Raw genomic sequence first — 20,257 nt, 5'->3', positions numbered from 1 at the left:
CTGCCGCCATGCTGCATCTGCGCCTGATCACACCGCCCGGACAGACCGACGCCGTGCTGCGTCTGATCGAGACGACGGTCGGCACCGCGCACCTGGTCGTACTGCCCTCCGCCGCCCGCGACCCGGCCGGTGACGTGGTCCTGTGCGATGTCGCGCGCGAGGCCGCCGACGAACTCCTCGACGGACTGCGGGAGCTGGGCATCGAACGGAGCGGCTCCGTCTCCGTCGAGACCCCCGACCTGACGCTCTCCGCCCGGGCCGAGCGGGCGGAGAAGGCGGCACCGGGCGAGGGCGCGGACGCGGTGCTGTGGCAGGAGCTGGCGGAGGCCACGCACGAGGAGTCGACGCTGTCGGTCACCTACCTCGCGTTCATCACGCTGGCCACCATGATCGCCGCCTGTGGTGTGGTGCTCGACAACGCCGTCCTGATCGTCGGCGCGATGGCCGTGGGACCGGAGTTCGGGCCGCTGGCGGGCATCGGCACGGCCCTGGTGCAGCGGGCACCGCGGCTGGCCCTGCGCTCGCTGATCGCCCTGCTGGCCGGCTTCGCGCTGGCGATGGCGGTCACCGCGGGCTTCGCGTTGTTCATGGACGCCGTCGGACTGTTCAGCAAGGCGAAGCTGGAGGGCGCCCGGCCCAACACCGCCTTCGTCTACGCCCCCGACGCGTTCTCCTTCGTCGTGGCGGTCCTCGCCGGAGCCGCCGGCACGCTCTCGTTGACGTCCGCCAAGTCCGGTGCCCTGATCGGTGTGGCCATCTCCGTGACCACCGTCCCGGCCGCCGCGAACGCGGCCGTCGCGCTCGCCTACGGAGACACCGCCCAGACCGCGGGCTCGACGGTCCAGCTTCTGCTGAACATGCTCGGCATCGTCCTGGCGGGCACGCTCACCCTGCTCGCCCAGAAGTGGTTCTGGGCGAGGCAGCGCGAGCGCACGTCCAAGGCCGGCCAGGGTCTGCCGTAGGACCGGTCAGCCGAGCGCCGACTTCACCGAATCGGCCAGACGGCCCGCCACCGAGCGGGCCTGCTCGATGTCCGCGGCCTCGACCATCACGCGGACCAGCGGCTCGGTGCCCGACGGGCGCAGCAGCACGCGGCCCGTCTCGCCCAGCTCCCGCTCCGCCTCGGCGACCGCGGCGGCGAGGTCGGCGGAGGTCTTCACCCGGGTCTTGTCCACGTCGGGCACGTTGACGAGGACCTGCGGCAGGCGCTCCATCACGGAGGCCAGGTCCCGCAGCGTACGGCCGGCCCCGGCGATCCGGGCGGCCAGCATCAGGCCGGTGAGCGTGCCGTCGCCGGTGGTGGCGTGGTCCAGGATGATGACGTGGCCGGACTGCTCGCCGCCGAGGGCGTAGCCCTTGTCCTTCATCTCCTCCAGGACGTAGCGGTCGCCGACGGCGGTCTGCACGAGCTGGATGCCCTCGCGCTCCATGGCGAGCTTGAAGCCCAGGTTCGACATCACGGTCGCGACGACGGTGTCGGAGGGCAGTGCGGAACGCTCCCGCATCGCCAGCGTGAGCACGGCCAGGATCTGGTCGCCGTCGACCTCCTCGCCGGTGTGGTCCACGGCCAGGCAGCGGTCGGCGTCGCCGTCGTGCGCGATGCCGAGGTCGGCGCCGTGCTCGGTGACGGCGGCCTTGAGCGGGCCGAGGTGGGTCGAGCCGCAGCCGTCGTTGATGTTCAGGCCGTCCGGGTCGGCGCCGATGGTGACGACCTCGGCCCCGGCGCGCCGGAAGGCCTCCGGGGAGACGCCGGCCGCGGCGCCGTGCGCCTCGTCGAGCACGATCTTCAGACCGTCCAGCCGGTTCGGCAGGGCGCCGACGAGGTGGGCGACGTACCGGTCGAAGCCCTCGTCGTACTCGCGGACCCGGCCCACGCCGGCGCCCGTCGGGCGGTTCCAGGGCGCGCCGGTGCGGTGCTCCTCGTAGACGGACTCGATCCGGTCCTCCAGCTCGTCGGCGAGCTTGTGACCGCCCCGGGCGAAGAACTTGACGCCGTTGTCCGGCATGGCGTTGTGGCTGGCCGACAGCATCACGCCGAGGTCGGCGCCGAGCTCCCCGGTCAGGTACGCCACCGCCGGTGTCGGCAGCACGCCGACCCGCAGGACGTCCACGCCCGCGCTCGCCAGGCCCGCGACCACGGCCGCCTCCAGGAACTCCCCGGACGCGCGCGGATCCCGCCCGACCACCGCCGTCGGTCGGTGGTCCTCGAAGGTTCCCGCCTCGGCCAGTACGTGCGCCGCGGCGACCGAGAGGCCGAGCGCGAGCTCGGCGGTCAGGTCCGCGTTGGCGACACCACGGACGCCGTCCGTGCCGAAGAGTCGTCCCACTTGTCCTCCTGAGGAAGCGTCAGTTCGAGAAGAGGGCCGGTCCGTGGGCCGGTCCATGGCATTCGACGCTCCGGGCATCCGATCACACCAGCCGTTGAGCACCTTGTGCCGTTATACGCCCAAGCTTTGCGATAAACGAACGCCCCGGAGGCACATAGGCGTGCCGCCGGGGCGTTCGGAGTACGTGCAGGGGCGCCGTCGAGATTAGCGCTTGCTGTACTGCGGGGCCTTGCGGGCCTTCTTCAGACCGGCCTTCTTGCGCTCGACCGCACGGTCGTCACGACGCAGGAAGCCCGCCTTCTTCAGCGCGCCGCGGTTGTTGTCGACGTCGGCCTCGTTCAGGGCACGGGCGACACCGAGGCGGAGGGCACCGGCCTGACCGGAGACGCCGCCACCGGCGATGCGGGCGATGACGTCGTAACGGCCCTCGAGCTCGAGCACCTTGAAGGGCTCGTTGACTTCCTGCTGGTGCACCTTGTTCGGGAAGTAGTCCTCGAGGGTGCGACCGTTGATCTTCCACTTGCCGGTGCCCGGGACGATCCGGACGCGGGCAATGGCGTTCTTGCGACGGCCCAGGCCGGCGGCCGGCTGGGGCTCACCGAAACGGGACGCCATCGACTCCGAGGTGTACTCGCCCTCGACGGGGACCTCGGACTCGGTGGTGTAGCTGTCGATGTCAAGCTCTTCGAGCGGCTGCTCGGCAGTGGTCTCGGCCACGATTCTCCTCAGATTCTCTTCGGTCTTAGGGGGTGGCCGGACTTACTGCGCGACCTGGGTGATCTCGAACGGCACCGGCTGCTGGGCGCTGTGCGGGTGCTGGTCACCCTTGTAGACCTTCAGCTTCGAGAGCATCTGACGGCCCAGGGAGTTCTTGGGGAGCATGCCCTTGACGGCCTTCTCGATGGCCTTCTCGGGGTTCTTGTCCAGCAGCTCGTCGTAACGGACGGAGCGCAGACCACCCGGGTAGCCGGAGTGGCGGTACGCCATCTTCTGGGTCCGCTTGTTGCCGGAGAGGTGCACCTTGTCCGCGTTGATGATGATGACGAAGTCACCAGCGTCGACGTGCGGCGCGTAGATCGGCTTGTGCTTGCCCCGCAGAAGGGTGGCGGCAGTGGACGCCAGGCGGCCCAGGACGACGTCCTGGGCGTCAATGACGTGCCACTGGCGCGTGATGTCGCCGGGCTTGGGGCTGTACGTACGCACGGTTCGTAGCCTTCGCTTCTTCAGTGAGTGGTCCTGACAAGGTCACCAAAGACGATCACGACAGCCCTGACCGCACAGCGGTGACGCAAACCGCGTGCTGGTCGCTGGTCATCGGCCCGGTGGACCGGTGTAAGGGCCCGTCCCGTGAGAATGAGCAAGCCAATACACAACGAAGATGCAGGATACCCGTGGCGGCCTGGCCGGGTCAAAACGGGTGTACGACCGCGGGTCCCGGCGGTTCCCACCCCCCCGATCCGGACCCGCGATCCCGGCCGCTCCACGACGGGTATCGGCTGTCGGCGCGCCGCTTTGTACCGGCGTGCACCTAAGGCCCCAGGTGGGCGGCCGCGGGCGGCGCGGAGGGCCCTCGGACCCCGTCTAAGATGCGCCCCATGAGTTATGGGCAGGGGGGCTCGCAGTCCCAGTGGGATCCCTGGAAACCGAATTCTGAGCAGTCGCCGAACAGCGCGGGCAGCGGTCAGAACCCTGACTGGGCCGCGCTCGCCGACGCCTCGGAGGCACGGAGCAGACGGCGCCGGCTGCTGTTCATCGGCGGTGGTGTGCTGGCCACCGTCGGGATCGGCGCTGCCGTCGCCATGACCGTGGTGTCGGCGAACGGCGACAACAACGCGTCGGGCGGGCCGGCCACACAGCTGCCCGGCTCCGCCGCCCTGCCGAGCGACTCCGCCACGGCGCCGTCCTTCGCCCCGACCACCGCCCCGCCTCCGCTGGATCCGAAGGACTTCATATCCAGCGCGAAGAAGGACACGGCCCCGCTCAGCGTGGACACCCTCTTCCCGGGCGCCCAGCTGACCATGGGCGAGACCGTGTACAAGAAGGGCCCCACGGACGACAGCAAGAACTGCGCCGCGGTCGCCCAGGGCACGCTCGCCAAGGCCCTCACGGACAACGACTGCACCCGCCTGCTGCGGGTGACCTACACCCAGGGCGGCGTCGCGCTGACGGTCGGCATCGCCGTCTTCGACACCGAGGCGCAGGCGCTCAAGGCAAAGGGCGCGACGGACAACAAGAGCATCATCAAGCCGCTGTCCGGCGGCGGCGTCAAGGCCTTCTGCAACGGGGCCGTCTGCCGCTCCACGACCAACTCCTACGGCCGCTACGCCTACTTCACCCTCACCGGCTTCGCCAACGGCACGAGCGTGACGAACAAGGACACCGCGGCCTTCAAGGCCGGCGACGACCTCGCCGAGTTCTCCTTCCAGCAGATCCGCCGGCGCGGCGAGACCCAGGCGTCGGCGGCGGCCGGCCAGTAACAGCCGGCCGCCTGCCGCACGGGGGAACCGGCGGCGGCCGCTCAGCAGCAGCCGGCCGCCGGCAGGGACCGCTTGTTGCGTGCCTCCCGGCTGCGCGCGGCCAGCAGCTCGTCGGCCGGGTAGCCGACCTCCTCCAGGGTCAGCCCGTGCGGCCGCACGACGTGCACGGCGGAGTCCCGTACCCCCGCGGCCAGCACCTTCCCCGGCCAGTCCGGCGGACGGTGGCCGTCGCCGACGAACAGCAGCGCCCCGATGAGCGAGCGCACCATGTTGTGGCAGAACGCGTCGGCCCGGACGGTGGCCGTGACGACGCCGTCCCCGCCGCGTTCCAGGCTCAGCTCCTGGAGGGTGCGGATGGTGGTCGCGCCCTCGCGCCTCTTGCAGTAGGCGGCGAAGTCGTGCTCACCGAGCAGCCGCCGCGCGGCCTCGTTCATGGCGTCGACGTCGAGCGGCCAGTCGTGCCACAGGACGTGGCCCCGCAGCAGCGGGTCGACGCCTCCGGGGTTGTCGGTGGCACGGTAGGCGTAGCGGCGCCAGACGGCCGAGAACCGGGCGTTGAAGCCACTGGGCGCGGGCCGCAGCGCCCACACCCGCACATCCCTGGGCAGCCGCCCGGCGAGCCGCTTGAGCAGCTTCTCGTGGTGCTCGCGCCAGACGCGCTCGGGCAGGTCCACGTGCGCCACCTGGCCCCGCGCGTGCACCCCGGCGTCGGTCCGTCCGGCCACGGTCAGCTCGTACGTCTCCCCGGACCGCGTGACCGTGCGCAGCGCGTCCTCGATCTCCCCCTGCACGGTCCGCCTGCCGCCGGCCTGCTTGGCCCAGCCGTGGAAGGCGGTGCCGTCGTAGGACAGGTCGAGACGGACGCGGACATGACCGGGCTGTACTTCGTCACTCACGTGCAGATCCTCTCAGGGCGGATCCCTCGGGAAGAAACGCGGAAGCGGGCCCGCCCCGAAGGGCGGACCCGCTTCCGGCGTCAGGCAGTGCCTCAGGCGTCCTTGGACTCCTCGGCGGCGGCCTCCTCGGCCGGGGCCTCGGTGGTCTCCTGAGCCTTGGCCTCCTCGGCCTCCTTGACCGCACGCTTGGTGGCGGCCTCGGCCTCACCCACGGCGTTCTGCTGCACCGTCAGCGCCTCGACCAGCTCGATCACGGCCATGGGCGCGTTGTCGCCACGGCGGTTGCCGATCTTGGTGATACGGGTGTAGCCACCCGGACGGTTCTCGTAACGCGGGCCGATCTCGGTGAAGAGCGTGTGCACGATGCTCTTGTCCGTGATGACCTGGAGCACCTGACGGCGGTTGTGAAGGTCGCCCTTCTTCGCCTTGGTGACCAGACGCTCGGCGTACGGGCGCAGGCGGCGGGCCTTCGCCTCGGTGGTGGTGATGCGGCCGTGCTCGAACAGCGCCTTCGCGAGGTTCGCGAGGAGCAGCTTCTCGTGCGCGGCGCTGCCGCCCAGACGGGCACCCTTGGCGGGCTTCGGCATGGTTCTTCTCCTAGGTGTCTGCCCCGGCCGTACCAGGTACCGGAGTCAGTATCTGAGCAGACGGTTGTCTGTCAGAGATCCGGACAGGGCCCCGAAGGGGCCCGTCCGGAAGGGGCGCGGGGAACTGCGCGACCAGCCACAACCGGCCCGCAGACACAGTACGACCTCCCCGCGGAGCGCTCAGTACTGCTCGGTCTCGACGAACCCGGCGTCCGCGTCGTCGTCCGCGCCGAAGGCGTCCGCGGCGGCGGTCGGGTCGAATCCGGGCGGGCTGTCCTTCAGGGCCAGGCCCATGCCGGCCAGCTTCGCCTTGACCTCGTCGATGGACTTCGCACCGAAGTTGCGGATGTCCAGCAGGTCCGCCTCGGAACGCGCGACCAGCTCACCCACCGAGTGGATGCCCTCGCGCTTGAGGCAGTTGTAGGAGCGGACCGTGAGCTCCAGCTCCTCGATCGGCAGCGCCAGGTCGGCGGCCAGCGCGGCGTCCGTCGGGGACGGACCCATGTCGATGCCCTCGGCGTCGATGTTGAGCTCGCGGGCCAGACCGAACAGCTCCACCAGGGTCTTGCCGGCCGACGCCATGGCGTCACGCGGACGCATGGCCTGCTTGGTCTCGACGTCGACGATCAGCTTGTCGAAGTCGGTACGCTGCTCGACACGCGTGGCCTCGACCTTGTACGTGACCTTGAGCACCGGCGAGTAGATCGAGTCGACCGGGATACGGCCGATCTCCTGACCCACCTGCTTGTTCTGCACGGCGGAGACGTAACCGCGACCGCGCTCGACGGTCAGCTCCATCTCCAGCTTGCCCTTGCCGTTGAGCGTGGCGAGAACGAGGTCCGGGTTGTGCACCTCGACACCGGCCGGCGGCGCGATGTCGGCGGCGGTGACCAGACCCGGCCCCTGCTTGCGCAGGTACATCACGACCGGCTCGTCGTGCTCCGAGGAGACGACCAGCTGCTTGATGTTGAGGATGAGGTCGGTGACGTCCTCCTTGACGCCCGGCACGGTGGTGAACTCGTGCAGGACACCGTCGACGCGGATGCTGGTGACAGCGGCACCGGGAATCGACGACAGGAGGGTACGGCGAAGGGAGTTGCCGAGGGTGTAGCCGAAGCCCGGCTCCAGCGGCTCGATCACGAACCGGGAGCGGAACTCGTCGACGACCTCTTCGGTCAACGAGGGACGCTGAGCGATCAGCATGAGTGGATCAGATCCTTCAGTCGTGGGCGCCCGCTATTTGACGCCCGACCAGGCCGCACCCGAAGGGTGCGGGTATTGCAAGGGTACGGGCGGCACGACCGGAAAAGGCCGTACCGCCCGGCTGTTACCTGTGGGGGACAACCCCCACACCCCCGGCCGGAAAGCCCGGAGGCACAGCAAGCCCTTGAGGCGCCGACGTCAGACGCGACGACGCTTCGGCGGGCGGCAGCCGTTGTGCGGGGTCGGGGTGACGTCCTGGATGGAGCCGACCTCGAGACCGGTGGCCTGCAGGGAGCGGATCGCGGTCTCACGGCCGGAGCCCGGACCCTTGACGAACACGTCGACCTTGCGCATGCCGTGCTCCTGGGCACGACGCGCGGCGGACTCGGCGGCCATCTGCGCGGCGAACGGCGTGGACTTGCGGGAGCCCTTGAAGCCGACGTGGCCCGCGGAGGCCCACGAGATCACGTTGCCGGACGGGTCCGTGATCGAAACGATGGTGTTGTTGAACGTGCTCTTGATGTGCGCGTGGCCGTGAGCGACGTTCTTCTTTTCCTTGCGGCGCACCTTCTTGGCAGCGCCCTGACGTCCCTTGGGGGGCATGTCGAAAACTCCTACGGGAGGTAGTCGGTCCTACAGCGAAGACCGCTGGACGGCGAGTGTCGCTGCGGACTACTTCTTGCCCGGCTTCTTCTTGCCGGCGATGGCGCGACGCGGGCCCTTGCGGGTGCGGGCGTTGGTGCTGGTGCGCTGACCGCGGACGGGCAGACCGCGGCGGTGACGCAGACCCTGGTAGCAGCCGATCTCGACCTTGCGGCGGATGTCGGCCTGGATCTCGCGACGGAGGTCACCCTCGGTCTTGATGTTGTTGTCGACGAACTCACGGATCGCGACGAGCTGCTCCTCGGAGAGGTCGCGAACGCGGGTGTTCGGGTCGATGTCGGTGGCGGCCAGCGTCTGCTGGGACAGGGTCCGGCCGATGCCGAACACATAGGTGAGGGCGACCTCCACGCGCTTTTCGCGCGGGATGTCAACACCGGAAACGCGTGCCATTAAATGGCTCCAGTTGATCTTCGGAGGTCTTCCGCAGGACCGTCCCCCGGCCGCCGTACCAGGTACGAACCGGGTCCCCGGCCTCCGAACCGGGGGTGTCGAGCCGCGCTGGGCTCGGGTCCTGCGTATGAACAATTCAGCTCGCGTCGCGCGAATCTCTGCGAAGGGAGTGCAGAGGGTTCGGTCGGTTGTGCGTCAGCCCTGGCGCTGCTTGTGGCGCGGGTTGTCGCAGATGACCATGACCCGGCCGTGACGGCGGATCACCCTGCACTTGTCGCAGATCTTCTTGACGCTCGGCTTGACCTTCATGGGATGTGAGGTTCTCCGGGTCAGTTGCCGGCGGCCCCACGAAGAACGTGGAGCCTGGGCAAGATCTACTTGTACCGGTAGACGATCCGGCCACGCGTGAGGTCGTACGGAGAAAGCTCCACCACGACCCGGTCGTCAGGGAGGATGCGGATGTAGTGCATACGCATCTTGCCGCTGATGTGTGCCAGGACCTGGTGGCCGTTCTGGAGCTCGACCCTGAACATGGCGTTCGGCAGAGACTCGACGACAGTGCCCTCGATCTCGATGGCACCTTGCTTCTTGGCCACGCTTCGCCCTTCGAATCGACTACCTTGATCGACTCCATATTCCGCATGCGGACATGCGGATACATGAGAGCCGACGAGTCAGTCTACGTCAGCCCTCTGCGAAAGACGAATCGAGAAAGTCTGCCCCAGCTCCGAGATCATCATGCGACCGGGTCCGGCCCGGTTCGGCGGACGTGGGAGCGGGCCCTTTTTCAGGCCAGCGGGTCCGGTGCCGCCGTGACGCCGTGCTCGGCCAGCTTGGCGCGGCCGCCGTCCGGGGAGGTCAGGACCAGCGGGCCCTGCTCGGTCAGCGCCACCGAGTGCTCCCAGTGCGAGGACCAGGTGCCGTCCGTGGTGATGACCGTCCAGTCGTCCTCGAGGACGCGGGTCCTCGCGGTACCCAGGGAGACCATGGGCTCGATGGCCAGGCAGAAGCCGGGGACCAGCTTCGGGCCCTTGCCGCGCCGCCGGTCCACGTAGTTCAGCAGGTGCGGGTCCATGTGCATCTCGGTGCCGATGCCGTGGCCGCCGTAGTCCTCGATGATCCCGTAGCGGCCGCCGCCGGGCTTCGGCTGGCGGCGGATGTACGTCTCGACGGCCCGGGAGATGTCCACCAGGCGGTTGCCCTGCTTCATGGCGGCGATGCCGGCCCACATCGACTCCTCGGTCACCCGGGAGAGCTCGATCAGCTCCGGGGAGTGACCGGAGCCGACGAACGCGGTGAAGGCCGCGTCGCCGTGCCAGCCGTCGATGATCGCGCCGCAGTCGATGGAGATGACGTCCCCGTCCTTGAGGACGACGTCGTCGGAGGGGATGCCGTGCACCACGACCTCGTTGACGGAGGTGCAGATCGTCGCCGGGAAGCCGCCGTAGCCGAGGAAGTTCGGCTTGGCGTTGTGCTCGGCGAGCACCTTGCGGGCCACCTGGTCCAGGTCCTTGGTGGTCGCCCCCGGCACGGCCGCCTCCCGGGTGGCCGCGTGGATCGCGGCGACGACCAGCCCCGCCTCACGCATCTTGGCGATCTGCTCGGGGGACTTGATCTGCACCATGGGGACTACGGCCTTTCTCGGACCGGAAGGAAGACGGACACCCTCAAGAATACGGGGCAGCGAAAACCTGCCCGCGCACACGTCGGCCGCGGCTCCCATGGGGAACCGCGGCCGAGCAGTGCGGTCAGTCGCGCTTCAGCGCCGCCAGCGCGCGCTGCGTGATCTCGTCCACCGGACCGAGCGAGGAGATCGTCACGACCAGGCCCTGCGCCCGGTAGTAGTCGATGATCGGCTCGGTCTGCGTGTGGTAGACCTCAAGGCGCTTGCGCACGGTCTCCTCGGAGTCGTCGTCCCGCTGGTACAGCTCACCGCCGCAGACGTCGCAGACGCCTTCCTTCTTCGGCGGGCTGTACGTCTCGTGGAAGACGTGCGCCGAGTCGTTGCGGCAGGTGCGGCGACCCGCGATGCGCTTGACGACCTCGTCCTCGGGGACCTCGAGGTCGAGGACCGCGTCCAGCTTCATGCCCTCGCTCTGGAGCAGCTTGTCCAGCGCCTCGGCCTGCGACACATTGCGCGGAAAACCGTCCAGCAGGAAGCCGCCCTCGGCGTCGGGCTGCTCCATGCGGTCCTTGGCCATCGCGATGGTGACCTCGTCGGGCACCAGGTTCCCGGCGTCCATGTAGGACTTCGCGAGCTTGCCGAGCTCCGTCTGCCGGCTGATGTTGGCGCGGAACAGGTCGCCCGTGGAGATGTGCGGAATACGCAGCTTCTCGGCGAGGCGTGTGGCCTGCGTTCCCTTGCCAGCACCCGGCGGTCCGACGAGGACGATTCGCATCAGCGGAGGAACCCTTCGTAATTGCGCTGCTGGAGCTGGCTCTCGATCTGCTTCACCGTCTCGAGTCCGACACCCACGATGATGAGGATGCTGGTCCCGCCGAAGGGGAAGTTCTGGTTCGCCCCGAAGCCGACCAACGCCATTGTCGGTACGAGAGCGATCAGGCCCAGATACAGCGATCCCGGCCAGGTGATCCGATTGAGCACGTACGAAAGGTACTCAGCGGTCGGCCGGCCAGCCCGGATGCCCGGGATGAAGCCACCATACTTCTTCATGTTGTCGGCGACTTCTTCGGGGTTGAAGGAGATCGCCACGTAGAAGAAGGCGAAGAACACGATCAGCAGGAAGTACATGGTGATGTAGATCGGGTGATCGCCCTTGGTCAGGTTCTGCTGAACCCAGGTCTTCCATCCGGAGTTGCCCCCGGAGAACTGAGCGATGAGCGCCGGAATGTAGAGCAGCGAAGAAGCGAAGATGACGGGGATCACGCCCGCCTGGTTGACCTTCAGCGGGATGTACGTCGACGTACCACCGTAGGAACGGCGGCCGATCATGCGCTTGGCGTACTGCACCGGAATACGGCGCTGGGCCTGTTCGACGAAGACCACCAGGCCGACCATGACCAGGCCGACGAGAATGACGGTGCCGAATTCGATCCAGCCCTCGGCGAGCTTGCCCTGCTTCTTGATCGCCCACAGCGCGGACGGGAACGTGGCGGCGATCGAGATGAACATCAGGATCGACATGCCGTTGCCGATGCCGCGGTCGGTGATGAGCTCACCGAGCCACATGACCGTGGCCGTGCCGGCGGTCATGACGATCACCATGACGATCGTGTTGAAGATCGCCTGGTCCGGGACGATGTTCCCGGCCGCCGAGCACCCGGAGAACAGGGCGCCGCTGCGGGCGGTCGCCACCAGGCCCGTGCCCTGGAGGATGGCCAGCGCCACCGTCAGGTAACGGGTGTACTGGGTGATCTTCGCGGTGCCGCTCTGGCCCTCCTTCTTGAGGGCCTCCAACCGCGGGATCACCACGGTCAGGAGCTGAAGGATGATGCTCGCCGTGATGTACGGCATGATGCCCAGGGCGAAGATCGTGATCTGCAGCAGCGCACCGCCGCTGAACATGTTCACCAGGCCGAAGAGGCCCTGGTTGCCCGAGGCCTCGCCGACGCACTGCTGAACAGCCTTGTAGTTGACACCCGGGATCGGGATGTGGGTACCGACGCGGTACACCACGATGATGCCGAGCGTGAAGAGCAGCTTCTTGCGCAGGTCGGGCGTCCTGAACGCCCGGGCGAAGCCGGTGAGCACGGTGCCTCCTGCGACCCCCGCGCCAGTGCGTCAGGGTGACGGTCTTGAGGTTCGACGATAAAGAACGGTGCAGGCCACCTTACCGGCGACACTGCCTCCCTGAAAACGACCAACCGGGGATACCTCGTTGTGAGGTACCCCCGGTCGGGACCGCTTTACGTCATCGGGCTCAGACGAGCTCGGTGACAGAACCGCCGGCGGCGGTGATCTTCTCCTTGGCGGAGCCGGAGACGGCGTCCACCGTCACCTGCAGCGCCACGGAGATCTCGCCCTGGCCAAGGACCTTGACGAGGCTGTTCTTGCGAACGGCACCCTTCGTCACCAGGTCCTCGACCGTGACCTCGCCACCCTCGGGGTAGAGCGCGGCCAGCTTGTCGAGGTTCACGACCTGGAACTCGGTCTTGAACGGGTTCTTGAAGCCCTTCAGCTTCGGGAGGCGCATGTGCAGCGGCATCTGGCCGCCCTCGAAGCGCTCCGGAACCTGGTAGCGGGCCTTGGTGCCCTTGGTACCACGACCGGCCGTCTTACCCTTGGACGCCTCACCACGACCCACACGGGTCTTGGCGGTCTTGGCGCCCGGGGCGGGACGGAGGTTGTGGATCTTCAGCGGGTTCTGCTCCGCCATGATCAGTCGACCTCCTCGACCGTCACGAGGTGGCGGACGGTGTGCACCATTCCGCGGAACTCGGGGCGGTCCTCCTTGACGACCACGTCGCCGAGCTTCTTGAGCCCGAGCGAACGCAGGGTGTCGCGGTGGTTCTGCTTGCTGCCGATGTAGGACTTGACCTGCGTGACCTTGAGCTGCGCCATCACGCACCAGCCCCGGCACGCGCACGGAGCAGGGCCGCGGGGGCCACGTCCTCGAGCGGCAGACCGCGGCGGGCCGCGACCTCCTCGGGACGCTGCAGGCCCTTCAGGGCCTCCACGGTCGCGTGCACGATGTTGATCTGGTTGTCGGAGCCGAGCGACTTCGACAGGATGTCGTGGATACCGGCGCACTCGAGCACGGCACGCACCGGGCCACCGGCGATAACGCCGGTACCCGGGGAGGCGGGCTTGAGCAGCACGACGCCGGCAGCCTTCTCACCCTGGATCGGGTGCGGGATGGTGCCCTGGATCCGGGGGACCTTGAAGAAGTGCTTCTTGGCCTCCTCAACACCCTTGGCGATGGCGGCCGGCACCTCCTTGGCCTTGCCGTATCCGACACCCACGGTGCCGTCACCGTCGCCCACCACGACCAGCGCGGTGAAGCTGAAGCGACGACCACCCTTCACAACCTTGGCGACGCGGTTGATCGCGACGACGCGCTCAACGTACGCGGTCTTCTCGGCGGCAGCTGCGCCGCCGTCACGGCCCTTCCGGTCCCGCCGCTCGCCGCCACCGGCACCGCCACCGCGGCGCTGGGGTCCAGCCATTGGAATTACCTCTCTCTGTTTCCGCTAGCTCGCAGCAACGAAAAGTCGCTGCCGCGACGGGCGACTCAGAACTTCAGTCCGGCCTCGCGGGCGGCGTCCGCCAGGGCGGCGATGCGCCCGGCGTACTGGTTGCCACCACGGTCGAACACGACGGCCTCGACACCGGCGGCCTTGGCACGCTCGGCGACCAGGGCGCCGACCTGCTTCGCCTGCGTCGACTTGTCGCTCTCGCCACCGCGGATCGAGTTGTCCAGGGTGGACGCCGATGCCAGGGTGTGGCCCTTCAGGTCGTCGATCACCTGCGCCACGATGTGGCGGTTGGAGCGGGTCACGACCAGACGGGGACGCTCCGCCGTACCGGCGATCCGCTTGCGGATCCGGATGTGGCGGCGCTTGATCGCGGCGCGCTTGTAGGCGTCGCCCTTGAGGATCTTCTGCCCGTATGCCATGGCTTACTTACCCGCCTTTCCGACCTTGCGGCGGATGACTTCGCCCTCGTACTTGACGCCCTTGGCCTTGTACGGGTCAGGCTTGCGCAGCTTGCGGATGTTGGCCGCAACCTCGCCGACCTTCTGCTTGTCGATGCCCTCGACCTGGAAGCGGGTCGGGGTCTCCACCTTGAAGGTGATGCCCTCGGGCGCCTCGACGGTGATCGGGTGGCTGTAGCCGAGCGCGAACTCCAGGTTCGAACCCTTGGCCGTCACGCGGTAACCGACACCGCTGATTTCGAGCTTCTTCACGTAACCCTGGGTCACGCCGGTGATCATGTTCGCCACCAGCGTGCGGGACAGGCCGTGCAGGGCCTTGTTCTGACGCTCGTCGTTGGGGCGGGTCACCTGCAGGGTGCCGTCCTCGCCCTTGGCGATCTCGATCGGCGCCACGACGGTGTGGGTCAGCGAGCCCTTGGGGCCCTTGACCGCGACCGTACGGCCGTCGATGGTGACGTCCACGCCGGCGGGAACCGCGATGGGGAGCTTGCCGATGCGCGACATAGCTGTTTCCTCCGTTCCCTTCCGCTACCAGACGTAGGCGAGGACTTCCCCACCCACGCCCTTCTTGCCGGCCTGCTTGTCGGTGAGGAGCCCGTAGGACGTGGAGATGATCGCCACGCCGAGGCCGCCGAGCACCTTCGGCAGGTTGGTGGACTTCGCGTACACCCGGAGACCGGGCTTGGAGATCCGCTTGATGCCCGCGATGGAGCGCTCACGGTTGGGGCCGAACTTCAGCTCCAGGACGAGGTTCTTGCCGACCTCGGCGTCCTCGACCTTCCAGCCCGTGATGAAGCCCTCCTGCTGGAGGATCTCCGCGATGTGCGACTTGATCTTCGAGTGCGGCATCGACACGCTGTCGTGGTATGCCGAGTTCGCGTTCCGCAGACGCGTAAGCATGTCTGCGATCGGATCAGTCATGGTCATGAATTGGCCTTCGGCCTCTCTCGCCGGGGTTTCCTGGTGCGCCATCCCTCTCCCCGATCCGAGACGGGACGGGTGCGGCGCGGTGGACCTACGGCGTAGTAAGTCGTAAGGGCGCGGCAGGCGCCCAACCCCACAAGCCTACGGCATGTGAGGTGGGCCTCCTGCCGACCCCAGTTGCTTACCGAGAGTCCTGCTTCAACCCAAGTGGGCTGTTACCAGGAGCTCTTGGTCACGCCCGGCAGCTCGCCGCGGTGAGCCATCTCACGAAGGCACACACGGCACAGGCCGAACTTGCGGTACACGGAGTGCGGACGGCCACAGCGCTGGCAGCGGGTGTAGCCACGCACACCGAACTTGGGCTTGCGAGCAGCCTTAGCGATCAGAGCCTTCTTCGCCATCTCGCTCACGCCTCCTTGAACGGGAAGCCGAGGTGACGAAGGAGCGCGCGGCCCTCAGCGTCGTTGGTCGCCGTGGTGACCACGGTGATGTCCATACCCCGGACGCGGTCGATCTTGTCCTGGTCGATCTCGTGGAACATGACCTGCTCGGTGAGACCGAAGGTGTAGTTGCCACGGCCGTCGAACTGCTTGGGGGACAGGCCGCGGAAGTCGCGGATGCGCGGCAGCGCGAGCGACAGGGTGCGGTCCAGGAACTCCCACATGCGGTCGCCACGGAGCGTGACGTGGGCACCGATCGGCTGGCCCTCACGCAGCTTGAACTGCGCGATGGACTTGCGGGCCTTGGTGACCTGCGGCTTCTGGCCGGTGATCGTGGTGAGGTCGCGGATGGCGCCATCGATCAGCTTGGAGTCGCGGGCGGCGTCGCCCACACCCATGTTGACCACGATCTTGACGAGACCGGGAATCTGCATGACGTTCTCGTACTTGAACTCGTCACGCATCTTGCCCGCGATCTCCTCGCGGTACTTCTGCTTCAGACGCGGAGTGGTGGTGGTAGCCATCAGATGTCCTCACCCGTCCGCTTGGCAACGCGGATCTTGTTGCCTTCGTCGTCGAAGCGGTAACCGACACGCGTGACGACCTTGTTGCCGTCCTTCTCAACGACCAGCTGGACGTTGGAGACGTGGATCGGCGCCTCGGTCGTGACGATGCCGCCAGCCTGCGAACCGCGGGCGGTCGGGCCGGCCTTGGTGTGCTTCTTGACCCGGTTGACACCCTCGACCAGGACGCGATCCTCGCGCGGGAAAGCGGCAATGACCTTGCCCTGCTTGCCCTTGTCCTTGCCGGTGATGACCTGAACCAGGTCGCCCTTCTTGATCTTCATGCTCACAGCACCTCCGGCGCGAGGGAGATGATCTTCATGAACTTCTTCTCGCGCAGCTCACGGCCGACCGGGCCGAAGATACGGGTGCCACGAGGGTCGCCGTCGTTCTTGAGAATGACAGCGGCGTTCTCGTCGAAGCGGATGTACGAGCCGTCCGGACGGCGGCGCTCCTTGACGGTGCGAACGATGACCGCCTTGACGACGTCACCCTTCTTCACGTTGCCACCGGGGATCGCGTCCTTGACGGTGGCGACGATGACGTCACCGATGCCCGCGTAGCGGCGACCGGAGCCACCGAGCACACGGATGCAAAGGATTTCCTTCGCACCAGTGTTGTCGGCGACACGCAGTCGCGACTCCTGCTGGATCACGTCTATCTCCTGATTGTCTGCCGGTTCCCGGGGAGGGCCGTGAGTCACTCACGGGCCTTCGCCGAGCCTGGCGGAACCGTCCTGCGGGTAGCTCCCGCAGGAATTACTGGTGTCTCGGGAGGCGGGGACCCACGCCGGGGACTTCGCCGGGTCCGGGCCGGGGCCCGGGGCGTCGCCCCCAGCGGGGGTCAGCGGGGGCGGTGCCCCCGCTTCTTACTTCGCCTTCTCGAGGATCTCGACGACGCGCCAGCGCTTCGTCGCGGACAGCGGCCGGGTCTCCATCAGGAGGACACGGTCGCCGACGCCCGCGGCGTTCTGCTCGTCGTGCGCCTTGAGCTTCTCGGTACGGCGGATGACCTTGCCGTACAGCGCGTGCTTGACACGGTCCTCGACGGCGACGACGACGGTCTTGTCCATCTTGTCGCTGACGACGAGACCCTCACGGGTCTTGCGGAAGCCGCGCGCCTCTGCGTTCTCAGTCACGTTCTTCTCGCTCATCAGGCGTTCTCCACCGTTTCGATGCCCAGCTCACGCTCGCGCATCAGGGTGTAGATCCGCGCGATGTCCTTGCGGACCGCCTTGAGACGGCCGTGGTTCTCGAGCTGCCCGGTCGCCGCCTGGAAACGGAGGTTGAACAGCTCTTCCTTGGCCTCGCGGAGCTTTCCAAGAAGCTCCTCGTTGCCCAGCTCGCGCAGCTCGGACGCCTTGGTACCGGCCGACATCACGCTTCACCTGCCTCGCGCTTGACGATCCGGCACTTCATCGGCAGCTTGTGGGCCGCACGGGTCAGCGCCTCACGGGCGATCTTCTCGTTCGGGTAGGACAGCTCGAACATCACCCGACCGGGCTTGACGTTCGCGATCCACCACTCCGGCGAACCCTTACCGGAACCCATGCGGGTCTCGGCCGGCTTCTTGGTCAGCGGACGGTCCGGGTAGATGTTGATCCAGACCTTGCCGCCACGCTTGATGTGGCGGGTCATCGCGATACGAGCCGCCTCGATCTGGCGGTTCGTCACGTAGGCCGGGGTCATCGCCTGGATGCCGTACTCGCCGAACGCAACCTGCGTTCCACCCTTGGACATACCGTTGCGCTTCGGGTGGTGCTGCTTGCGGTGCTTGACCCTACGGGGGATCAGCATTTCGGTCAGGCCTCCGTTCCGGTGCTCTCAGCCGGAGCGGCAGCGGCCGGGGCGTCGGCCTTGGGGGCCTCGGCGGCCGGAGCCGACTGCTGCTGCGGCTTGCGACCGCGCCGCTCGCCACCACGGCCACCACGGGCCGGGCGGTCGGCGCCACCACGGGCCGGGCGGTTGCCCGCACGGGCGGCGGCGTTCTCGGCGCGGACCTCGGCGATGTTCTTGACGTCGCCCTTGTAGATCCAGACCTTCACACCGATACGGCCGAAGGTCGTCTTGGCCTCGAAGAAGCCGTAGTCCACGTTCGCGCGGAGCGTGTGCAGGGGCACACGGCCCTCGCGGTAGAACTCCGAGCGGGACATCTCGGCGCCGCCGAGGCGGCCACCGCACTGGATCTTGATGCCCTTGGCGCCGGCCTTCATCGCCGACTGCATGCTCTTGCGCATGGCACGGCGGAAGGAGACGCGGGAGGAGAGCTGCTCGGCAACGGCCTGGGCCACGAGCTGAGCGTCCGTCTCGGGGTTCTTGACCTCGAGGATGTTCAGCTGGACCTGCTTGCCCGTGAGCTTCTCGAGGTCGCCGCGGATGCGGTCGGCCTCGGCGCCACGGCGGCCGATGACGATGCCCGGACGCGCGGTGTGGATGTCCACGCGGACACGGTCACGGGTGCGCTCGATCTCCACCTTGGAGATGCCGGCGCGCTCCATGCCGGACGTCATCATCCGACGGATGGCGACGTCTTCCTTGACGTAGTCCTTGTACAGCTTGTCGGCGTACCAACGCGACTTGAAGTCGGTCGTGACACCGAGCCGGAACCCATGCGGGTTTACCTTCTGGCCCATTACCGGGTTCCTTCCTTGCTGCTGACGACCACGGTGATGTGGCTGGTCCGCTTGCGGATCCGGTAGGCACGGCCCTGGGCACGCGGCCGGAACCGCTTCAGGGTCGGACCCTCGTCGACGTACGCCTCGGCGATGTAGAGGCTGTCGACGTCGGTGTGGTCGTAGTTGTGCGCGGCGTTGGCGATGGCGCTGTCCAGCACCTTGCCGACCGGCACGCTCGCGGCCTGCGGGGCGAAACGCAGGACCGCCTGAGCCTCCGTGGCGTCCATGCCACGGATGAGGTCCACCACACGGCGGGCCTTCATGGGCGTGACGCGGATGTACCGCGCCTGGGCCCTGGCTTCCATGGTTGTCCCTTCAGTGTTTGACACGTTCGTCATGGTCTTTCACCCCGCTGACTAGCGGCGCTTCGACTTCCGGTCGTCCTTGACGTGACCCCGGAAGGTGCGCGTCGGCGAGAACTCGCCGAGCTTGTGGCCGACCATCGACTCGGTGACGAACACCGGGATGTGGGTCTTGCCGTTGTGCACCGCGATCGTGTGACCCAGCATGGCCGGGATGATCATCGAGCGGCGGGACCAGGTCTTGATGACGTTCTTGGTGCCGGCTTCGTTCTGCGAGTCCACCTTCTTGCTCAGGTGGTCGTCGACGAAGGGCCCCTTCTTCAAGCTACGCGGCATCTCAACCCGTCCTTAGCGCTTCTTGTTCGTCTTGCGGCGGCGGACGATGTACTTGTTCGACGCCTTCTTGGGCGAACGAGTACGGCCTTCCTTCTTGCCCCACGGGGACACCGGGTGACGGCCACCGGAGGTCCGGCCCTCACCACCACCGTGCGGGTGGTCCACCGGGTTCATGACCACACCACGGACGGTCGGGCGGACGCCCAGCCACCGCTTACGGCCGGCCTTGCCCCAGTTGATGTTGCTCTGCTCGGCGTTGCCGACCTCGCCGACCGTGGCGCGGCAGCGCTGGTCGACCAGGCGGATCTCACCGGAGGGCATGCGGAGGTGGGCCATCGTGCCCTCCTTCGCGAGCAGCTGCACGGAGGCACCGGCGGAGCGGGCGAACTTGGCACCGCCACCGGGACGGAGCTCGATCGCGTGGATCGTGGTACCGACCGGGATGTTGCGGAGGGCCAGGTTGTTGCCCGGCTTGATGTCGGCCCCGGGACCGTTCTCCACACGGTCGCCCTGCTGCAGGTTGCGCGGGGCGAGGATGTAGCGCTTCTCGCCGTCGGCGTAGTGCAGCAGCGCGATGCGCGCGGTGCGGTTGGGGTCGTACTCGATGTGCGCGACCTTCGCCGGCACGCCGTCCTTGTCGTGACGACGGAAGTCGATCACACGGTAGGCGCGCTTGTGTCCGCCACCCTGGTGGCGAACGGTCACACGACCGGAATTGTTACGGCCGCCCTTGCTGTGCAGGGGACGGACCAGCGACTTCTCCGGCGTGGACCGCGTGACCTCGACGAAGTCGGCGACGCTGGCGCCACGACGGCCCGGCGTAGTCGGCTTGTACTTGCGGATTCCCATTTCTCAGTCCT

At 67.8% G+C, this 20,257-nt stretch carries 32 protein-coding genes; 2 read left to right on the top strand and 30 right to left on the bottom strand.

Going from position 1 to position 20,257, the window contains the following annotated elements:
* Positions 1 to 8 precede the first annotated feature (8 nt).
* Positions 9 to 962: a DUF389 domain-containing protein gene (locus tag OIE49_RS21420; protein WP_326803679.1), complete on the top strand. Its 954-nt coding sequence runs from the start codon at positions 9 to 11 to the stop codon at positions 960 to 962.
* Between the two features lie 6 nt (positions 963 to 968).
* On the opposite strand, the gene glmM is transcribed toward OIE49_RS21420, so the two are convergent.
* The 3 genes from glmM to rplM form a co-directional block, all read right to left on the bottom strand.
* Entirely contained in the window at positions 969 to 2,327 is a 1,359-nt protein-coding gene (gene glmM / locus OIE49_RS21415) for a phosphoglucosamine mutase (protein ID WP_326803678.1), read from the bottom strand.
* A 204-nt stretch (positions 2,328 to 2,531) separates the two neighbouring features.
* Positions 2,532 to 3,044, bottom strand: a complete 513-nt coding sequence (gene rpsI / locus OIE49_RS21410) for a 30S ribosomal protein S9 (protein WP_010036632.1) — start codon at positions 3,042 to 3,044, stop codon at positions 2,532 to 2,534.
* A gap of 42 nt (positions 3,045 to 3,086) precedes the next feature.
* Positions 3,087 to 3,530 (bottom strand): 50S ribosomal protein L13, encoded by a 444-nt coding sequence (rplM, locus tag OIE49_RS21405; RefSeq protein WP_100569761.1) that lies wholly within the window; start codon positions 3,528 to 3,530, stop codon positions 3,087 to 3,089.
* 392 nt (positions 3,531 to 3,922) lie between these two features.
* Between rplM and OIE49_RS21400 the strand changes: the two genes are divergently transcribed.
* The gene (locus OIE49_RS21400) at positions 3,923 to 4,804 is read left to right on the top strand and encodes a hypothetical protein (RefSeq protein ID WP_326803677.1); all 882 of its coding nucleotides are present in this window, start codon (positions 3,923 to 3,925) and stop codon (positions 4,802 to 4,804) included.
* Positions 4,805 to 4,845: 41 nt separating this feature from the next.
* Here OIE49_RS21400 and truA read toward each other — a convergent pair whose 3' ends face one another.
* From truA to rplB, 27 genes are all read right to left on the bottom strand, one after another.
* Positions 4,846 to 5,700, bottom strand: a complete 855-nt coding sequence (truA, locus tag OIE49_RS21395; protein WP_326803676.1) for a tRNA pseudouridine(38-40) synthase TruA — start codon at positions 5,698 to 5,700, stop codon at positions 4,846 to 4,848.
* A gap of 92 nt (positions 5,701 to 5,792) precedes the next feature.
* Entirely contained in the window at positions 5,793 to 6,287 is a 495-nt protein-coding gene (rplQ, locus tag OIE49_RS21390) for a 50S ribosomal protein L17 (protein WP_100569758.1), read from the bottom strand.
* 180 nt (positions 6,288 to 6,467) lie between these two features.
* Positions 6,468 to 7,490 carry a DNA-directed RNA polymerase subunit alpha gene (locus OIE49_RS21385; RefSeq protein ID WP_053661878.1) on the bottom strand — a complete coding sequence of 341 codons (1,023 nt, stop codon included), beginning with the start codon at positions 7,488 to 7,490 and terminating at the stop codon, positions 6,468 to 6,470.
* A gap of 198 nt (positions 7,491 to 7,688) precedes the next feature.
* Positions 7,689 to 8,093: a 30S ribosomal protein S11 gene (gene rpsK, locus OIE49_RS21380; RefSeq protein ID WP_003956432.1), complete on the bottom strand. Its 405-nt coding sequence runs from the start codon at positions 8,091 to 8,093 to the stop codon at positions 7,689 to 7,691.
* 69 nt (positions 8,094 to 8,162) lie between these two features.
* On the bottom strand, positions 8,163 to 8,543 hold the full coding sequence (rpsM, locus tag OIE49_RS21375) for a 30S ribosomal protein S13 (protein WP_100569757.1): 381 nt from the start codon (positions 8,541 to 8,543) through the stop codon (positions 8,163 to 8,165).
* A 195-nt stretch (positions 8,544 to 8,738) separates the two neighbouring features.
* Positions 8,739 to 8,852 (bottom strand): 50S ribosomal protein L36, encoded by a 114-nt coding sequence (gene rpmJ / locus OIE49_RS21370; protein WP_003974245.1) that lies wholly within the window; start codon positions 8,850 to 8,852, stop codon positions 8,739 to 8,741.
* A 65-nt stretch (positions 8,853 to 8,917) separates the two neighbouring features.
* Entirely contained in the window at positions 8,918 to 9,139 is a 222-nt protein-coding gene (gene infA / locus OIE49_RS21365; RefSeq protein WP_004927214.1) for a translation initiation factor IF-1, read from the bottom strand.
* Between the two features lie 191 nt (positions 9,140 to 9,330).
* Positions 9,331 to 10,167 carry a type I methionyl aminopeptidase gene (gene map / locus OIE49_RS21360; protein WP_326803675.1) on the bottom strand — a complete coding sequence of 279 codons (837 nt, stop codon included), beginning with the start codon at positions 10,165 to 10,167 and terminating at the stop codon, positions 9,331 to 9,333.
* Between the two features lie 124 nt (positions 10,168 to 10,291).
* A complete protein-coding gene (locus OIE49_RS21355; RefSeq protein ID WP_100569755.1) occupies positions 10,292 to 10,942 on the bottom strand; it encodes an adenylate kinase in 651 nt (216 codons plus the stop codon).
* Entirely contained in the window at positions 10,942 to 12,255 is a 1,314-nt protein-coding gene (secY, locus tag OIE49_RS21350; protein WP_100569754.1) for a preprotein translocase subunit SecY, read from the bottom strand. Before secY ends, OIE49_RS21355 begins: the two co-directional genes overlap by 1 nt.
* Before the next feature lie 169 nt (positions 12,256 to 12,424).
* Positions 12,425 to 12,880, bottom strand: a complete 456-nt coding sequence (gene rplO, locus OIE49_RS21345; RefSeq protein WP_326803674.1) for a 50S ribosomal protein L15 — start codon at positions 12,878 to 12,880, stop codon at positions 12,425 to 12,427.
* 2 nt (positions 12,881 to 12,882) lie between these two features.
* On the bottom strand, positions 12,883 to 13,065 hold the full coding sequence (rpmD, locus tag OIE49_RS21340; RefSeq protein ID WP_100569752.1) for a 50S ribosomal protein L30: 183 nt from the start codon (positions 13,063 to 13,065) through the stop codon (positions 12,883 to 12,885).
* Entirely contained in the window at positions 13,065 to 13,670 is a 606-nt protein-coding gene (gene rpsE / locus OIE49_RS21335) for a 30S ribosomal protein S5 (RefSeq protein ID WP_073725073.1), read from the bottom strand. The genes rpmD and rpsE overlap by 1 nt, the downstream gene beginning before the upstream one ends.
* 65 nt (positions 13,671 to 13,735) lie before the next feature.
* A complete protein-coding gene (gene rplR, locus OIE49_RS21330; protein WP_100569751.1) occupies positions 13,736 to 14,119 on the bottom strand; it encodes a 50S ribosomal protein L18 in 384 nt (127 codons plus the stop codon).
* Between the two features lie 3 nt (positions 14,120 to 14,122).
* On the bottom strand, positions 14,123 to 14,662 hold the full coding sequence (gene rplF, locus OIE49_RS21325; protein ID WP_100569750.1) for a 50S ribosomal protein L6: 540 nt from the start codon (positions 14,660 to 14,662) through the stop codon (positions 14,123 to 14,125).
* Positions 14,663 to 14,686: 24 nt separating this feature from the next.
* Positions 14,687 to 15,085 (bottom strand): 30S ribosomal protein S8, encoded by a 399-nt coding sequence (gene rpsH, locus OIE49_RS21320; RefSeq protein WP_100569749.1) that lies wholly within the window; start codon positions 15,083 to 15,085, stop codon positions 14,687 to 14,689.
* A gap of 212 nt (positions 15,086 to 15,297) precedes the next feature.
* The gene (locus tag OIE49_RS21315; RefSeq protein WP_003948630.1) at positions 15,298 to 15,483 is read right to left on the bottom strand and encodes a type Z 30S ribosomal protein S14; all 186 of its coding nucleotides are present in this window, start codon (positions 15,481 to 15,483) and stop codon (positions 15,298 to 15,300) included.
* A gap of 5 nt (positions 15,484 to 15,488) precedes the next feature.
* Positions 15,489 to 16,046, bottom strand: coding sequence for a 50S ribosomal protein L5 (gene rplE, locus OIE49_RS21310; protein ID WP_100569748.1), 558 nt, complete (start codon positions 16,044 to 16,046; stop codon positions 15,489 to 15,491).
* Positions 16,046 to 16,369, bottom strand: a complete 324-nt coding sequence (gene rplX / locus OIE49_RS21305) for a 50S ribosomal protein L24 (RefSeq protein WP_003992365.1) — start codon at positions 16,367 to 16,369, stop codon at positions 16,046 to 16,048. The genes rplE and rplX overlap by 1 nt, the downstream gene beginning before the upstream one ends.
* Before the next feature lie 2 nt (positions 16,370 to 16,371).
* On the bottom strand, positions 16,372 to 16,740 hold the full coding sequence (gene rplN / locus OIE49_RS21300) for a 50S ribosomal protein L14 (protein ID WP_003998823.1): 369 nt from the start codon (positions 16,738 to 16,740) through the stop codon (positions 16,372 to 16,374).
* 213 nt (positions 16,741 to 16,953) lie between these two features.
* Positions 16,954 to 17,238, bottom strand: coding sequence for a 30S ribosomal protein S17 (gene rpsQ, locus OIE49_RS21295; RefSeq protein ID WP_100569747.1), 285 nt, complete (start codon positions 17,236 to 17,238; stop codon positions 16,954 to 16,956).
* Positions 17,238 to 17,462: a 50S ribosomal protein L29 gene (rpmC, locus tag OIE49_RS21290; protein WP_018564811.1), complete on the bottom strand. Its 225-nt coding sequence runs from the start codon at positions 17,460 to 17,462 to the stop codon at positions 17,238 to 17,240. Before rpmC ends, rpsQ begins: the two co-directional genes overlap by 1 nt.
* Complete coding sequence (rplP, locus tag OIE49_RS21285) at positions 17,462 to 17,881, bottom strand: 50S ribosomal protein L16 (RefSeq protein ID WP_187826477.1); 420 nt, start codon at positions 17,879 to 17,881, stop codon at positions 17,462 to 17,464. Before rplP ends, rpmC begins: the two co-directional genes overlap by 1 nt.
* A 5-nt stretch (positions 17,882 to 17,886) precedes the next feature.
* Positions 17,887 to 18,717, bottom strand: coding sequence for a 30S ribosomal protein S3 (gene rpsC, locus OIE49_RS21280; RefSeq protein WP_100569745.1), 831 nt, complete (start codon positions 18,715 to 18,717; stop codon positions 17,887 to 17,889).
* The gene (rplV, locus tag OIE49_RS21275) at positions 18,717 to 19,064 is read right to left on the bottom strand and encodes a 50S ribosomal protein L22 (protein WP_030936396.1); all 348 of its coding nucleotides are present in this window, start codon (positions 19,062 to 19,064) and stop codon (positions 18,717 to 18,719) included. The genes rpsC and rplV overlap by 1 nt, the downstream gene beginning before the upstream one ends.
* Before the next feature lie 51 nt (positions 19,065 to 19,115).
* Positions 19,116 to 19,397, bottom strand: a complete 282-nt coding sequence (gene rpsS, locus OIE49_RS21270) for a 30S ribosomal protein S19 (protein WP_100569744.1) — start codon at positions 19,395 to 19,397, stop codon at positions 19,116 to 19,118.
* A 12-nt stretch (positions 19,398 to 19,409) separates the two neighbouring features.
* On the bottom strand, positions 19,410 to 20,246 hold the full coding sequence (rplB, locus tag OIE49_RS21265) for a 50S ribosomal protein L2 (RefSeq protein WP_100569743.1): 837 nt from the start codon (positions 20,244 to 20,246) through the stop codon (positions 19,410 to 19,412).
* Between the last annotated feature and the right edge of the window lie 11 nt (positions 20,247 to 20,257).

Source organism: Streptomyces sp. NBC_01788 (genome assembly GCF_035917575.1).
Lineage (GTDB): Bacteria > Actinomycetota > Actinomycetes > Streptomycetales > Streptomycetaceae > Streptomyces.
Note: the sequence above shows the minus strand (reverse complement) of the source record. Positions and strands in the feature narration are given on the sequence as shown.